This window comes from Mycetohabitans sp. B46, assembly GCF_037389205.1.
GTDB lineage: Bacteria > Pseudomonadota > Gammaproteobacteria > Burkholderiales > Burkholderiaceae > Mycetohabitans.
Genome location: NZ_JADBGL010000009.1, coordinates 38,325 through 52,895 on the forward strand (window position 1 = coordinate 38,325; position 14,571 = coordinate 52,895).

General features: G+C 62.8%; 12 protein-coding genes, 1 tRNA gene and 3 pseudogenes. 10 read left to right on the top strand and 6 right to left on the bottom strand.

From position 1 onward, the window contains the following. The first annotated feature begins 24 nt into the window (after positions 1-24). The 10 genes and pseudogenes from IHE30_RS11090 (at position 25) to IHE30_RS11135 (ending at position 8,586) form a co-directional block, all read left to right on the top strand. A complete protein-coding gene (locus IHE30_RS11090; RefSeq protein WP_337690625.1) occupies positions 25-183 on the top strand; it encodes a hypothetical protein in 159 nt (52 codons plus the stop codon). A 6-nt stretch (positions 184-189) separates the two neighbouring features. Continuing rightward, positions 190-693: a peptide deformylase gene (gene def, locus IHE30_RS11095; RefSeq protein WP_337690627.1), complete on the top strand. Its 504-nt coding sequence runs from the start codon at positions 190-192 to the stop codon at positions 691-693. Between the two features lie 8 nt (positions 694-701). After that, a complete protein-coding gene (gene fmt, locus IHE30_RS11100) occupies positions 702-1,715 on the top strand; it encodes a methionyl-tRNA formyltransferase (RefSeq protein ID WP_337690629.1) in 1,014 nt (337 codons plus the stop codon). Between the two features lie 9 nt (positions 1,716-1,724). Next, a pseudogene (locus IHE30_RS11105) lies at positions 1,725-2,367 on the top strand (LysE family translocator). A gap of 81 nt (positions 2,368-2,448) precedes the next feature. Then, the gene (gene htpX / locus IHE30_RS11110; protein ID WP_041753928.1) at positions 2,449-3,306 is read left to right on the top strand and encodes a zinc metalloprotease HtpX; all 858 of its coding nucleotides are present in this window, start codon (positions 2,449-2,451) and stop codon (positions 3,304-3,306) included. A 9-nt stretch (positions 3,307-3,315) separates the two neighbouring features. Further along, the gene (gene rsmB / locus IHE30_RS11115) at positions 3,316-4,686 is read left to right on the top strand and encodes a 16S rRNA (cytosine(967)-C(5))-methyltransferase RsmB (RefSeq protein WP_443193646.1); all 1,371 of its coding nucleotides are present in this window, start codon (positions 3,316-3,318) and stop codon (positions 4,684-4,686) included. Beyond that, the gene (locus IHE30_RS11120) at positions 4,683-5,276 is read left to right on the top strand and encodes a DUF4390 domain-containing protein (RefSeq protein ID WP_337690632.1); all 594 of its coding nucleotides are present in this window, start codon (positions 4,683-4,685) and stop codon (positions 5,274-5,276) included. The genes rsmB and IHE30_RS11120 overlap by 4 nt, the downstream gene beginning before the upstream one ends. Further along, positions 5,266-7,710 carry a sensor histidine kinase gene (locus IHE30_RS11125; protein ID WP_337690634.1) on the top strand — a complete coding sequence of 815 codons (2,445 nt, stop codon included), beginning with the start codon at positions 5,266-5,268 and terminating at the stop codon, positions 7,708-7,710. The genes IHE30_RS11120 and IHE30_RS11125 overlap by 11 nt, the downstream gene beginning before the upstream one ends. After that, complete coding sequence (esaR, locus tag IHE30_RS11130; RefSeq protein ID WP_337690635.1) at positions 7,711-8,397, top strand: response regulator transcription factor EsaR; 687 nt, start codon at positions 7,711-7,713, stop codon at positions 8,395-8,397. A gap of 113 nt (positions 8,398-8,510) precedes the next feature. After that, positions 8,511-8,586, top strand: a tRNA-Phe gene (locus tag IHE30_RS11135). A gap of 124 nt (positions 8,587-8,710) precedes the next feature. On the opposite strand, the pseudogene IHE30_RS15185 reads toward IHE30_RS11135, so the two are convergent. The 6 genes and pseudogenes from IHE30_RS15185 to IHE30_RS11160 all read right to left on the bottom strand — a co-directional run. Beyond that, positions 8,711-9,763, bottom strand: a pseudogene (locus IHE30_RS15185) (tyrosine-type recombinase/integrase); the annotation flags it as partial. Positions 9,764-10,506: 743 nt separating this feature from the next. Next, positions 10,507-13,299, bottom strand: coding sequence for a toprim domain-containing protein (locus IHE30_RS11140; protein ID WP_337690638.1), 2,793 nt, complete (start codon positions 13,297-13,299; stop codon positions 10,507-10,509). A 251-nt stretch (positions 13,300-13,550) separates the two neighbouring features. Next, entirely contained in the window at positions 13,551-13,742 is a 192-nt protein-coding gene (locus IHE30_RS11145; protein WP_337690640.1) for a hypothetical protein, read from the bottom strand. A gap of 43 nt (positions 13,743-13,785) precedes the next feature. Continuing rightward, on the bottom strand, positions 13,786-13,989 hold the full coding sequence (locus IHE30_RS11150) for a hypothetical protein (protein WP_337690641.1): 204 nt from the start codon (positions 13,987-13,989) through the stop codon (positions 13,786-13,788). A 5-nt stretch (positions 13,990-13,994) separates the two neighbouring features. Next, a complete protein-coding gene (locus IHE30_RS11155; protein WP_337690642.1) occupies positions 13,995-14,213 on the bottom strand; it encodes a hypothetical protein in 219 nt (72 codons plus the stop codon). 86 nt (positions 14,214-14,299) lie between these two features. After that, positions 14,300-14,538: pseudogene (locus IHE30_RS11160) on the bottom strand (ogr/Delta-like zinc finger family protein). Positions 14,539-14,571: the final 33 nt, after the last annotated feature.

A 14,571-nucleotide genomic window follows, 5' to 3' on the forward strand; every position in this document is an offset into this window, starting at 1 on the left:
TCCGCGTCGCAGGACCTGCGCGCCGTGTCCACCAGTGCAAGCGCCAAGCGGCCTTTGCGCGCCCGCGGCTTGATTCGGGGGGCGCTGCGTCCTGACTTAACTATTACCGAAGACGAAGAGGTAGGCGATTCGGCCGATTGGCCGACGCTTGCGCGCGAATACGAGTCCGCTCGAGAGGACTGATTGATCATGGCTTTGCTCAATATCCTGCATTACCCCGATAAGCGCTTGCACAAGGTCGCCAAGCCCGTCGAACGTGTCGACGAGCGCATCCGCAAGCTGGTGGCCGACATGGCCGAGACGATGTATGCGGCGCCCGGCGTTGGGTTAGCGGCCACGCAGGTGGATGTCCACGAGCGCGTCGTGGTCATCGACGTGTCAGATACTCGCGATGCGCTGCGCGTGTTCATCAACCCGGAGATCGTCTGGTCGAGCGATGAGCATCAGGTCAATGAAGAGGGCTGCCTGTCGGTGCCAGGCATCTATGACAGCGTCGAACGCGCCGAGCGGGTCCGCGTGCGCGCATTGAACGAGAACGGCGAGCCTTTTGAGCTGGAGTGCGAAGGATTGCTGGCGATTTGCATTCAGCACGAGATGGACCACCTGCTCGGCAAGGTATTCGTTGAGTACCTGTCGCCGCTCAAGCAGATGCGGATCAAGACGAAGATGAAGAAGCTCGAACACGCGATGTGACGGCCGCGATGACGTCTACCCTTCGCGTAATCTTTGCCGGTACGCCACAGTTCGCGGCGACCGCGCTGCAGGCGATCCACGACGCGGGCTTCGCGGTGCCGCTCGTGTTGACGCAACCCGATCGTGCGGCGGGACGCGGAATGAAGGCCTCGTCGAGTCCGGTCAAACAGCTCGCGCTGGCGCGGGAGTTGGCGCTTGCGCAGCCGCCCTCATTGCGATGCGACGGCAAGTATCCTACTGAGGCGGCCGACGCGTTGGCGCGATTGCGCGCCACGCCGCACGACGTGATGGTGGTGGCTGCATACGGGCTGCTGTTGCCGCAAGCGGTGCTCGATATTGCACCGCATGGCTGTATCAATATCCATGCGTCGTTGTTGCCGCGCTGGCGCGGCGCGGCGCCAATCCACCGTGCGATCGAGGCCGGTGACCGGGTCACGGGCGTCACGTTGATGCAGATGGACGCGGGTTTGGACACGGGCCCGATGCTCATGCGCGAAGCCGTGGCGATCGAGCCGACGGACACAACAGGCACGCTGCATGACAAGCTGGCCGCCACCGGCGCGCGGCTTATCGTCGCCGGGCTGCGCGAGTTGGGGCGTACCGGCTCGTTGCCGGTCACGCCGCAGCCAAGCGAAGGCGTCACGTACGCGCACAAGCTATTGAAGCAGGAGGCGGCCCTAGATTGGCGTTTGCCAGCCGACGTGCTCGCATGCAAGGTACGCGCTTTTGATCCGTTTCCAGCCGCGCATGGAACACTGGATGGCACGCCACTGAAGATCTGGGCCGCCGAGCCGGTACGTGCCGACGGGCCTGACCTGGCGCCGGGTACTATTCTGGCCGTGGACAGCGCCGGCGTGACGATCGCCTGTGGCGAACACGCATTGCGTGCTACCCAACTGCAAAAACCGGGAGGCAAGCGGCTTGCCGCTCGGGAATTCGTTGCGGGCTTCCCACTGCGCGTGGGCCAGTGCTTCGAGACCGGGCCGAACGATCGGCCACGGGCTGCGCTACCGTCGCAATAGAAGATGACCATGCTGGGAATCACGCATTTTCCGCTCTTCATCGCCGCGGTGTTCCTGCTCAATCTCACGCCGGGCCCCGACACCGCGTACATCGTCGGGCGCAGTATCGCGCAGAGGCGCAAGGCCCGGGGTATTGTCTGCGCTCGGCGTGTCCACTTGCGCCTGCGTGCACACGCTGGCGAGCGCGTTCGGCCTGACCGCGCTGCTCGCTGCGTCGGCGGTGGCATTTTTGGTGATCAAGTTTGCGGGTGCGGTGTACCTTGTTTATTTAGGTATTCGGTTGCTGCTGGCCAAGCCACAGTCCGGTGGCGTGGCGACGGCGGATGCCGCCGCGGGCGTGCCCAGGCCGTGGCGCGCGGTGTATCTGCAGGGTTTCTGGACGAACATGCTGAATCCGAAGGTTATGCTGTTTTTCGTGTTGTTCTTTCCGCAATTCGTATCGACGCAAAGCGACTTCAAGCTGCTGGCGTTCCTGGTACTCGGCGGGATAGTTGTCGCGATGAGCTTGGCTTGGTCCTGCTTCGTGGCTTGGATCGCCGGCACCGCGACACAGCGGCTGTCGGGGCGGGCGCGGTTCAGGCAGTGGCTGGAGCGCGGTGTGGGCAGCGCTTTCATCGGGCTCGGCATCAAGCTGGCGATGACGACACGCTGATGGTGCGGGCATTGAATTTTTGAGGCACCCCCCTATCTAACACATTCCTTACGATAGGTCGTTGGGTTCGGAGTAGCTAATATGTTTAACTGGTTCAAGACCGCGCTGCTAATGGCCGCGATCACCGCGCTGTTCATTGTGATTGGCGGCATGATCGGCGGCACGCGCGGCATGACGATCGCGCTGGTGTTCGCGCTGGCCATGAATTTCTTCTCATACTGGTTTTCGGACCAGATGGTGCTGAAGATGTACAACGCGCAGGAGGTCGACGAAACTAGCGCGCCACAGTTCTATCGAATGGTTCGCGAACTGGCTACGCGCGCTGGGCTGCCGATGCCGCGCGTGTACTTGATCGACGAAGACCAGCCGAATGCGTTTGCAACCGGCCGCAACCCGGAGCACGCAGCGGTCGCGGCGACCACCGGTATCCTGCGCGTGCTGTCCGAGCGCGAGATGCGCGGCGTGATGGCGCACGAGCTTGCGCACGTCAAGCACCGCGACATCCTGATCTCGACGATTTCGGCGACGATGGCGGGAGCCATCTCCGCGCTAGCCAACTTCGCGATGTTCTTTGGCGGCCGGGACGAGCAGGGTCGGCCGACCAACCCGATCGCTGGTATCGCGGTCGCGCTGTTGGCGCCGTTGGCCGCCGGTCTGATCCAGATGGCGATCTCGCGTTCGCGGGAGTTTGAGGCGGACCGCGGCGGCGCGCAGATCAGCGGTGATCCGCAAGCGTTGGCGGCAGCACTCGACAAAATCCATCGGTATGCGGCGGGCATCCCGTTCGCTGCTGCGCAGGCGCACCCGGCGACCGCTCAGATGATGATCATGAACCCGTTGGCTGGTGGCGCGATCCAGAACCTGTTCTCGACCCACCCAGCGACCGAGGAGCGGATCGCGCGGCTGATGGCGATGGCGCGCACGGGGCGCTACAGCTGAGTGAGCCACGTGTCCCAGAAACGGCTTGTCTCTGGCGCCGCCACGCTGCGGCCGGATTCGCTCGCGTTTGCGCTGGACGGCGCGGCGCGCGCCCTCGCGCGGCTGCGGGCCGGGACTGCGCTGCCGGACGCGCTAGCCACCATCCATGCGGGCATTGTGTCGGCGCAGGCTCGCGGCGCGATTCAAGATCTTGCCTATCGCGCGACGCGGCAACTGGCACGGGCTGACGCGTGGCTGGCCGCGCTGGTTCGCAGGACGCCTGATGAGCACGTAGCGAATGTGCTGCGCTGTGCATTCGCGTTGCTTGCCGAACCCGATGCGACGCGCGCGTACCCTGACTTCACGGTGGTCAATCAGGCGGTCGACGCGATCGCGGCCCGCGCGCACGTCGCGCATGCGAAGGGACTGGTCAATGCCGTGCTGCGCAATATGGTCCGTTCACGGCCCGCCTTGCTTGCCGAAGCGATGCTTGATCCGGTTACTCGCTGGAACTATCCCCGATGGTGGATCGACGCACTGCAGCGCACGTGGCCCGACCACGCGCAGCGTTTGCTTGAAGTGGGCAACGCGCGTGCGCCGATGACGCTGCGGGTGAACCGTCGTCAGACGGATGTGGCGGCCTATCTCGAGAGGCTACGAGCAAGCGGCATCGACGCGTTGCGCAACCCAGCCTGCCCGGATACCGCGCTCACGCTGCGCGAGCCGATGCCGGTCGAACGATTGCCCGGTTTCGCGCAAGGCACGGTTTCAGTGCAGGATGCGGGTGCGCAGCGTGCCGCCGCGCTACTCGACGTGCGCGACCGAATGCGTGTGTTGGACGCGTGTGCGGCGCCCGGCGGCAAGACCGGGCATCTTCTCGAGTACGCCGACATCGAACTGGTGGCGCTCGACAGTGATGCGGCGCGGGCCGCGCGCATCAATGAGAACCTCGCGCGGTTGAAGCTGCGCGCCAGCGTTCAGATCGGTGATGCGGGTGAGCCAGGCCAGTGGCACGACGGCCGGCGATTCGACCGTATCCTGGCCGACGTGCCGTGCTCCGCGTCAGGCATCGTTCGGCGTCATCCGGATATTCGCTGGCTGCGACGTTCCACCGACATCATCGCATTGGTCGCCGAGCAGCGCCGCATCGTGCAGGCGCTCTGGCCGCTGCTGGAGCGCGGTGGGCAATTGCTGTATGTGACATGCTCGATCTTCCCGGAAGAAGGCGAGCAACAAGCCGCATGGTTTGAACACGCGCTCGAAGATGCGGTACGATTGGACGCGCCGGGCCAGATCCTGCCCACGGCGGCGTGCCCGGGTGATCATTGCGATGCTCACCGTGACGCCCGATCGGACCTCGACCAAGACGGATTCTTCTACGCGCGCTTTCAGAAACGGTGACCCAATCACGCTTTTTCTCGTCACGGCTCGTCGCCGTTTTCGGTCTGGTGCTGGCGGTCTGGTTCGCGACATTCGCCTCGGGCGCGCGCGCGGATACGTTCTCGGTGCAACGGGCGTCGTTACAGGCCGACGGCAGCGGTTGGAGCCTGGACGTGCGGTTTGACTTCCAACTCAACAGCAGTCTTGAAGACGCCGTCAACCGGGGCATCCCACTGTATTTCACGACGGAGTTCCAGTTGAGTCGCGCACGCTGGTATTGGTTCGATGAGCAGCCGGTCAGCGTGTCGCAAAGTCTGAGGCTGTCGTTCCAGCCGCTCACGCGCGAGTATCGCGTGTCCACCGGCGGGTTGCAACTGGGCTTTCCGACATTGGAGGACGCGTTGGCGGTGATTCGCCATGTCACATCGTGGCATGTGATCGACCGCTCGCAGGTCAAGCCCGACGAGACCTATACGGCGTCGGTACGCATGCAGCTCGATACCGCGCTGATGCCCAAGCCGTTCCAGATCGACGCGGTCAACAATCGCGACTGGAACCTGGCCTCGGACTGGAAGCGGTTCACATTCACGGCGGGCGAGCATGGCAAATAGCGCGAGACTCAAGAGCCTGCTGGTCAGGCTGCTGATCGGGACGTTCGTGCTGACCGCGCTGCTGCTGTTGGGGTTGCTGGCGCTCGCCAGCGCGAACACCGAGTTCTTCGACCGCTATTATTCGTGGCTGTACACGGCGAACTTCGTCGTCGCGCTGATCTTCATGCTGATCGTCGGGGGATTGGTGTGGATCATCGTCAGCCGGCTCCGGCAGGGACGTTTCGGCACGCGGCTGCTCGCCAAGCTGGCGGTGTTCTTCGCGCTGGTTGGTGTGCTGCCGGGCGGTATCATCTACCTGGTGTCGCTGCAGTTCGTGTCGCGCAGCATTGAATCGTGGTTCGACGTCAATATCGAGACGGCGCTGACCTCCGGGCTGAACCTTGGGCGCGGCATGCTCGATGCGTCATTGTCAGACCTGCAAAATAAAGGCCGGCTGATGGCGGATCAGCTTGCCAATACCGATCCGTCCAACATGACGCTGACGTTGCTGCGGCTGTGCGACCAGTTCGGTGTGCATGATGCGACGATTGTCGAGCCGGCGCGCAGCGTATCCGGTGCGGCCGGCGAGATGCGCGTCATCGCGCAGGCGTCGTCCAATTTTGCGGCGCTTGTGCCGGATGACCTGCCCACACCACTGATGCTCGGCCAGGCGCGCGAGCGTGGCTATGCGGCCGTGGAGGGCGAGGTTGACAACAGCGGCGCGGGGGCGCATACCGCCGCCAAGGACGTGTTGCGGCTGCGTGTGGTGGTCCGCATCCCGAGCACGGACACGAGCGCGCTGCAACCGAGCGAGCGCTTTGTGCAACTCGCGCAGCCTGTGCCGTCGTCGCTGGCGCACAATGCCGACGCAGTGCAGCGCGCGTACCGCGAATATCAGGAGAAGGCGTTCGGCAGGACCGGCCTGCGCAAGATGTATATCGGTACGCTGACGCTTGCGTTGTTTCTCGCGACATTTACCGCGATGATGCTGGCGCTGGCGTTGGGCAACCAGTTGGCGCGTCCGCTATTTCTGCTGGCCCAGGGCACCAAGGAGGTGGCGCGCGGGGATTACACGCCCAAGCGCGAAATCAAGACAAACGATGAACTGGGCTTCCTGACCCAATCGTTCAACGCAATGACGCGCCAGCTCTCCGATGCGCGCGCTGCAGTCGAGCGCAACCAGATCGAGCTTGAACATTCGAAGGCGTATCTGGAAAGTATCCTCGCGAATCTGACGGCGGGGGTGTTCGTATTCGACCACCAGTTCCGGCTGACCACGGCGAATCGCGGCGCGGAGCGGATTTTCCGGCAACCTTTTGACGCCCTGCTCGGCGTGCCCCTGGAGCAGATCACCGTGTTGGCTGCGTTCGGCGTGATGATCCGCAAGGCGTTTGCCGAACGTGATGCGGCGCGCTCCCCTGAGCAAGGCTTGCCGCCCGACACGGGGCATTGGCAACAGCAGATTGCGATCGAGGTACCCGATGAAAGCGACCCGCTGACGCTGCTCGTGCGCGGCAGCCGCCTCGCGCAGCCCGGCCTGACTCATGCGCTGCAGATGGGCACCGCGGGCTATGTGGTGGTGTTCGACGATATCTCTGACTTGATCTCGGCACAGCGCTCGATTGCGTGGGGCGAAGTCGCCCGGCGGCTCGCGCATGAGATCAAGAATCCGCTCACGCCGATCCAGTTGTCGGCCGAGCGGCTGCAAATGAAACTCGGCGACAAGCTCGCGTCGGAAGACGCAGGCTTTTTAAAGCGCAGCGCGACGACGATTGTCAATCAAGTCGCCGCTATGAAGCGCATGGTCGACGATTTCCGCGAATACGCGCGCACACCGCCGGCGGTGCTCGTGAACTTACAATTGAACGAGCTGGTCACCGAAGTGTTGACGCTGTATGGGATCGAGGACGGCAAGGGCCCGTTGAAGGTAGCGCTGTCGGTATTGCCGGTGATCAAGGGCGATCCGACGCAGTTGCGGCAGGTCGTGCACAACCTATTGCAGAACGCGCTGGATGCGGTCGCGGATGTTCCGAGCCCGTATATCCTGCTTGAGACCAAGACAGTAGAATACGGCGAGCCCGATGCGCAAGGGCAATCGCGCGTCGCAGTCCGGCTTGCTGTATCGGACAATGGTCCAGGCTTTCCCGCGCGTATCCTGACACGCGCGTTCGAGCCCTATGTCACGACCAAGGCTAAGGGGACAGGTCTCGGGCTTGCTACGGTGAAGAAAATCATCGATGAGCATGGTGCGCGTATCGACATCCGCAATCGCACGAAGTCGGCAGAGGGAGGCGTGGCCGGTGCGCAGATATCGATTTTGTTCCTGCAGTTGGCCGACGGCGTCGATGCACCGGACCCTTCAGGCGGCGCGCGCACGCCGCAGTCCGCGGCAGTGGCGAAGGACACGGCGCATACAAAAGCAATAGCGGCAACAGCGCAGACAAAGGTAGCGTAAATGGCAACCATCCTGGTGGTAGACGACGAAATGGGTATCCGGGAATTGCTCTCGGAGATCCTGAGCGACGAAGGACATGCTGTCGACGTCGCCGAAAACGCACAACAGGCGCGGGAGTATCGGCAGCAATCGATGCCGGACCTTGTGCTGCTCGATATTTGGATGCCGGATACCGACGGCGTGACGCTGCTCAAGGAATGGGCTGCGCAGGGTCAACTGACGATGCCGGTCATCATGATGTCAGGGCATGCGACGATCGACACCGCAGTCGAGGCGACGAAGATTGGTGCGCTAAATTTCCTCGAAAAACCGATTGCGCTGCAGAAGCTGTTGAGTGCGGTCGAACAAGGGCTGGCACACGGGGAGGCCGCGCCGTCGGCGACGGCGGCCAGCAAGCCGTCCCTGCCGACGACGCAAACGGTCGCTGGGGCGGCGGCGTTGCCGGTCGCGGACGCATGGGGTGCCGCGTCCAATGGCGTGGCAGGCGTGCCGACCACGGCCATCTCGTTCGACATTCCGCTGCGCGATGCGCGCGACGCGTTCGAGCGCGCGTACTTCGAATATCATCTCACGCGTGAGAATGGCAGCATGACGCGCGTCGCGGAAAAGACCGGTCTGGAGCGTACCCATCTGTATCGCAAGCTCAAGCAGCTTGGCGTCGAATTGGGCAAGAACAAGGCGGAATGATGGCGCCGCGGGCCGCCCGCAAGCTTTTTGTCGGAGCGACCCGTGCCACGTGTGCCACACCGACAAAAAACTTGAGACCTGCAGCCGACCTTGATATAATCCTTGCTTCGCGTGGCCCGGTAGCTCAGTTGGTAGAGCAGCGGATTGAAAATCCGCGTGTCGGTGGTTCGATTCCGCCCCAGGCCACCAAGTCTGACAAGGGTTCCGAGCAATCGGAACCCTTTTGCATTTCTGGCGGTGTGCCAGATTTGTGCCTTAATGTGCCAATGTTCGCCGCATACGCTGCAACATGGTCCCGCCCCAGGTGCGCGTAGCGCAGCACCATCTGATAGCTGGCCCATCCTCCCAGCTGCTGAAGGATAGGCAGCGGCGTGCCGGCTTGCACGTGCCAGCTGGCCCACGTATGCCGTAAATCGTGAAACCGTAGCCCTGCCACCCCCGCACGAACACATGCCTTTTGCCAGGCGTGATTGTAGATGCGGCCGATGGGCGCCTCCCTATACACGAACACGTAGCGCTTGTGCTGCCCTTGTTGCTCGCTCAATACAGCCAAGGCATCGTCGTTCAGCGGCACGGAAATCACCTTGCCAGCTTTGGCCTGGTCGGCGTAAATCCAAGCCAACGCCTGCGCTCGATCAACCTGCGTCCATTCCAACAGTCGCACGTTCGATTCCCGTAGCCCCGTGGCCAACGCGAACCGCGCCATCTGGCGCAGGTGCGCTGGCAGTTCGGCGAGTAGCCGCTGTGCCTGTGCACGCGTAAGCCACGTCAGGCGCGCGCTGCGCTCCGGCAGCTTGCGAATCGGAGGAACCGCGTCAATCCACCCCTGCGCATGGCAGTGATGCAGGATGACCGAGAGCGCGGCTATATGCCGATTCACCGTCGCGCACGCTACCGGCTTACCCCGGTAATTTTCCGCTGCCTTCGTCTCAATCAGCGCCTGAATGCGCTCCCGATCGATGTCGCGCACGCACTCCCCTTTCAACTGACCGGTCAGCCAGCGCAGGCGCTGCTTTGTAGTCTCGAGCGAGCGCTGGTGCTGGTTCTGCTTGAGCCAATGCACGACAGCCGCTTCCCATGTCACGGCCGGTCGCTCGCCGAGCTTTTTTTGCCGCCAGTAATCGCTCGCAACCTTGGCGGCAAATTCTTCCGCCTCCCGGCGGTCCGAGGTGCCAGAAGATCGTCTAATTCGCGAGCCGTCGAGGCTGAGGTCAAACCACCAAGGCCCATTTTTTTGCCGTTTGTAGAACCGCATGTCCCGCCTGCTTTTTCGTATTGCCGTCTGAGCCAATCTATCACGTCGACGTCCACGAGTACCCACGCTCGGCCAATCTTTGCGGCCGGTAGACCGTGGTGCCTGATGCATTCGGACACCGTCTCGGGCGTGGTGAACAGCCACGCTGCTGCGTCTTCCAGGCTCATTGTGCGCATCATGATTGCCTCGTTTTCAGACCGTGCGGGAGGGGGGACAGGCAGCGCAACTCATGGAATGATGGATGAGACAGTTTTTCATATTTAACCTTTTGATTTTAAACAAATTTCTTTGCCATCAATTGCCATCATTCAGGCATGGCAAGGGTCAAAAACTCGTGGCCTAAAAAATAGGCAGCGTCCGTAACTAATGGCAAAACGCGCATGACTCGTGGCAGCGCGTTGGAGTTGATTTCTTGCCTTCTTTGTATTCTTTCTTCTTATTTTTCAATAAGTTAGAGAGAGAGAAGACAGGGGCGAGGAGGGCCGGCACAAAAACTAGACTCGTGGCAAAAACGGCCCAACTCGTGGCAAATCGAGCGTGACTCATGGCACCACTCTTCTCAAGAATCAAAGACTTACGAGCACACACCCTCCAAAACCACGACTCGCGTGCGCTGCCTGTGTACTTCCCGTGCGGCAAAACCCGTGAGCGGTCCCGCACCCGCGCCGCTCGCGATGTTGTTCCGTTGTTTCGGCTCGCTAGGGAGTGGGGCGAAGCGAACCGAGTAGCGCTCGCGTGACAGCGCATGCCAATGGCTGCGCGCACTGGACAGCGCAATCTACGGCCACTATGCGATTGGGTGAAATGAAGAAAGCGGCTACCGTCGCACGGTGGTTGCAAGGGCTGAAAGCGGTTCATACGTGCCCCCTTGCGAGTGCGTCAGTTGCTAAGTCTTCGCGAATGGACACATGCAGGCCAAAGCCGGTTAAGCGTTTGAGCGAGATCGGTGTCAAATACGGCACACGACGGGTATAGATGCGGCGCTCCACTTCTTTGTCGCCGACGACGACACCGGCGTGCTTGAGCTGCGCTTTGAACACGCGGTCGGATTTTACTGGTAGGCCGTTCCACTTATCCCGTAGGCTGCTCGTGTGCGCGATGTGGTCCATCACGTGACCGGTACGCAGCAACAGACAGAACTCACCATCGACAGTGTCGAACGTGAACGGGTGCTTGTAATTGCCGCCGTCAATCTCGGACAGCACGGTTTCCATGATCCAGACCCACGGCTCGCGGTCGGCGCTCGTCTCGGCGATGTGGCCGTTCATCTCGGTGAGCAGGTCGCGCGGGAAGTCGCCTTCGCTCGGGTCCATGCCGGCGAACTCGGTCAGGTAGCGCCAGGCGAGCGCGACGGCCGCGTAGTTACCGGCCATGCGCTTGGCGCCGTCGTCCTCGCCGCTCGCGCGGCAGTGGGCCAGCGCCATGTCGCGCAGCGTCGCGTATTGCTCAAGCACGGCCCGCTTGTTCAGGCTGGCGAGAAATTCGAGCCACTGCCGGAGCGGGAAGCGCGGTAGCTCGTCGGGTAGCAGCGGGCCGCGCTTGCCGGTCAATGTGGTGCGCACGAGTTTGCCGAGCAGACTGCGCACCGGTACGTCCTCGCCGGCCAGCATCACCGGCGCGCACAGCAGGTATTCAGTCATATCGGTGCCGCGGCGCGTGACGGTGTACTGGTAGTTCTCCTGCAATAGCCCAACTGCCTTATCGATCACGTCCTGCCGGCGCGCGGACAGCTCTTCCCATCCGACCGGATGGCTCGTGTGGCTAATGCTGGTCAGCAGGCGAAATTCCGTTTGTAACGACTGCCCAGAGAACATCGTGAACGCGAGCGAGCGTTCGAGCCGCTTGATTAGCGTTGGCTTACCCGCGCCTTTGTTCGCCTGAATCGTGATATGTGGCCAGAAGCCGAGCAGTGCTTTCAGGTGGCCGCCGAGTGCCCACACGAGCGGGATCGTCGCGGCGTTCTGCTTAAACGTCGTTTGGTAGGCGGTGATGACGCGGCGCGCGTCGCTGACCGGGCCGCTGGGGAACGTCAGGTTGTGATACGGACATTGTTTGTCCGCTTCGGTGAAATAGCAGTCTGGGCCTTCGTTGACGATCAGGCGGCCGTCGCGCCATGCGAGCCCGACGAAGTTTGCCGCCTGGCGCGCGCCAAGGTTGGCGCCGCGCTCCAGGATGTTCACCATGCGCTTGAACGGCGCCGGCGCCCAGATCGGGCCGAACTTGCCCCACTGGTCGACGTTGTGCAGTTGGTCGTCGAGCATCACGCGGCGGATCAGCGTCGCGCCGTGCCGCGGCGCCTGCACGGACACGGCGAAGTAGACGGTCGGCGCCTGGTCGGTGTCACCGGTCATCGTTGATGTTGCGCTTGCGACCGACACGCGGCTGATACCGGCGATGCGAAAGCCGCACAGATCCGTCATCATGGGCGTTTCAACGCCGGATTCCTCATTGCGGTCCATCTTCGTGATGTAGCTGGTGAAGTCCGGGCGCACGCGAAAGCGCCAGTATTGCGCGAAGTCGTGCGACGGCAGAAAGATGCGTGGCCGGCCGCGGCGCGTGGCGTCGCCGGCGAGACCCGCGATCAGCCAAGGCTCGAGTTGCTCAAGCGCGCGTGCCAGCTCGGCCGGGCCGCGCAGTTGCAGGTAGTCGTTCACATCGTTGATTGGCTTGTGCATCGTCTCGCCATCCGCGAGGTCGGCGAGCCAGCCGGCCTGGTCAACGAGCACAGCACTGATGTTTAGGCTCGTGAGCCGCTCGTAGAGCGCCCACGCCGCTTCGGGGCCAGGGCGGTGGCCGGCGCGCGGGTGGCCTTCCGAGAACGGCTCGTCGTTGTCCAGGCAGATCACGACTTGTTTGCTGCGCAGGAACGCAAAGTCAATGTCGTTGACGTTAGCGAGGCCGCGCAGCGCGAGCGCGGCTGTACCAGACATCGCGCAGGTATCGATCGACAGTGCATTGATTGCGCTTTCGACGATGAACACGCGCTTTGCCTTGTCGAGCTGGCGAGGATCAGCGCTCCAGCCGTAACCGGCTTTATCGCCCTGCGTCTGCGTCTTGACGCCACCGTTGAGCGCGGGATCGACATAGCGCATGTCGATGGCAACGACGCGGCCGTCGCCCGGCGCGCGCACGATGAACGCGGCGGCCGGGCCGGCGTGGCCGACTTCGCCGACGGCCACCTTCGAGCTTGTCCAGCTGTTGAAGCCGAGGGTGCGTGCGGCGATCGCCGCCTCAATGGCTGCGGCAGAGATACCGCGGCCACCAAGGTAGTCGCGCACGCGATCGCGTTCGGCCAAGCACCGATCGGCAATGTATTCGACGGTCGATTTCTCGCGGCGCTCGGCCGGCATCGGCCGCTCGAGCGGGAGGCCGTAGGCGTCGTGCAGGTAGCGCACGGCGTCGGCGACGGTGCCGCCACGGGCATGGATCACCAAGTCGATGCACGAGCCGCCGGCGTCGGCGCTGTGGTCGCGCCAGCCGGTGCCGTGTTTGGGGTGGTTTACGTAGATCGACAGGGACGGGCTCTTGTCCTCGTGCTGCGGGGAGTGGTAGAGCGCCTTGTCGCCGCCGCGACCGCGCCTCAGGCCGAGCCGATCGGCGAGGTCGTGTAGGTCGATGCGTTGTTTCAGTTCGTCGATCGAGGCCATCGTGATGGTTGCTCAAGTAGTTGCATGGGAGAGCGGCTCGGTTTGAATGGCTCGCCATGGCGGGGAGCCAAGCCGCGTGCACAGCGTGTTGGCAAGTTGCTCAAATGGCGTAGCGAGGCGAGCGCGTGGCGCCGCGTCGCACGGCGCCGCGCCGGTCAGACGTTCATGCGCGAGCCTGCGTCGAAGGGGCAAGCCGGTTGCACTCGATTGGATACGCCGCGCGTTGCAGATTGGCACGCGCAGCACTCGCCTCATCGAGCCGGAACCGACCATGCCAGCGCGGCGATGAGGGCGCAGAGTGTAAAGATGCTGGCGGTGAATGCGAGCATCGGACCGAGTAGCGGGTCGAGGCGACGCAGGAGGCTGTTAAGTGGGAGGTACAGCCCGGTCAATGAAAAGAGCAGCATAAGGAGTACTGCCGTGCAGAAAACGTAGAATTTCATGGTGGGGTTCCTTGTGAGTGCGCCGGCGGCCGATGCGGTTGCGTTACTCGTCGTGGTCCTTGGCGGTCGTGCGTCGGCGGTGGGCAGTAGGCCGCTTGCGGTCAGTCGAGCGAGCCCGCATGGCACGCGCGGCGCTTTCCACTACACGACGAACAGTGGTGTGGCGCATGGCGGTATCGAAGTCCCCGACCATGCGAAGGCGTTGCCATGCGCGTCGCAGCTCGCTTTCTGAGAGAGACGTATGCATCGGTATCAATGCAGCGTGGCCACCATTGGCAGCAAAATGGGCATGCCGGCGGCGATGTCCCACTGGCAATGGATCACATAGCCGAGCCTGCGCGCAGTACCCGCGAACACGAAGGGGTCGATATCGGCGTCCCAAAGGGTGCGCAGGTACTGCCGGCGCTGCTCCATGGGTAGCGAGGCTGGATCGAAGGGAAGAACGAGCGGAGCAGAAGCGAGGGTGGCCATGCGGATCTCCTTTTTGTAGGCAAAAAAAGTCCCTCACGCCGGCGCAGGCGCGATGCGAGGGAAAACGGGTTGAGTGAGTTGGGCCGCTAAGCCAACAGTTCTAGCTGTTGCGCGAGCTGGTCACGCACGTGTGGTGACAGCGGCAGGTTCAATGACAAGTTGGGCGTTGCAGACGGAGAAAGCGTGCGGGCGAACTCCATATTCACGACATAAGTGTGGCCACACTGCGCGTTGGTGCACTGATAAGTAACTTCACGAAAGGTCAACGACATTTCGCGACTACTGCGCGCGTGCGGCAATGTGGGCAACGATTCAGGATCCGCATGTCGCCTTACTCCGGACGAGATACAGGGCGCGG

What these genes read in the sequence shown, in the direction of transcription:
- IHE30_RS11155 (WP_337690642.1), bottom strand. Translation starts at nt 14,213, where the DNA reads ATGGCCACCCTCGCTTCTGCTCCGCTCGTTCTTCCCTTCGATCCAGCC.
- def (WP_337690627.1), top strand. Translation starts at nt 190, where the DNA reads ATGGCTTTGCTCAATATCCTGCATTACCCCGATAAGCGCTTGCACAAG.
- IHE30_RS11125 (WP_337690634.1), top strand. Translation starts at nt 5,266, where the DNA reads ATGGCAAATAGCGCGAGACTCAAGAGCCTGCTGGTCAGGCTGCTGATC.
- IHE30_RS11140 (WP_337690638.1), bottom strand. Translation starts at nt 13,299, where the DNA reads ATGGCCTCGATCGACGAACTGAAACAACGCATCGACCTACACGACCTC.
- IHE30_RS11145 (WP_337690640.1), bottom strand. Translation starts at nt 13,742, where the DNA reads ATGAAATTCTACGTTTTCTGCACGGCAGTACTCCTTATGCTGCTCTTT.
- htpX (WP_041753928.1), top strand. Translation starts at nt 2,449, where the DNA reads ATGTTTAACTGGTTCAAGACCGCGCTGCTAATGGCCGCGATCACCGCG.
- fmt (WP_337690629.1), top strand. Translation starts at nt 702, where the DNA reads ATGACGTCTACCCTTCGCGTAATCTTTGCCGGTACGCCACAGTTCGCG.
- IHE30_RS11150 (WP_337690641.1), bottom strand. Translation starts at nt 13,989, where the DNA reads ATGCATACGTCTCTCTCAGAAAGCGAGCTGCGACGCGCATGGCAACGC.
- esaR (WP_337690635.1), top strand. Translation starts at nt 7,711, where the DNA reads ATGGCAACCATCCTGGTGGTAGACGACGAAATGGGTATCCGGGAATTG.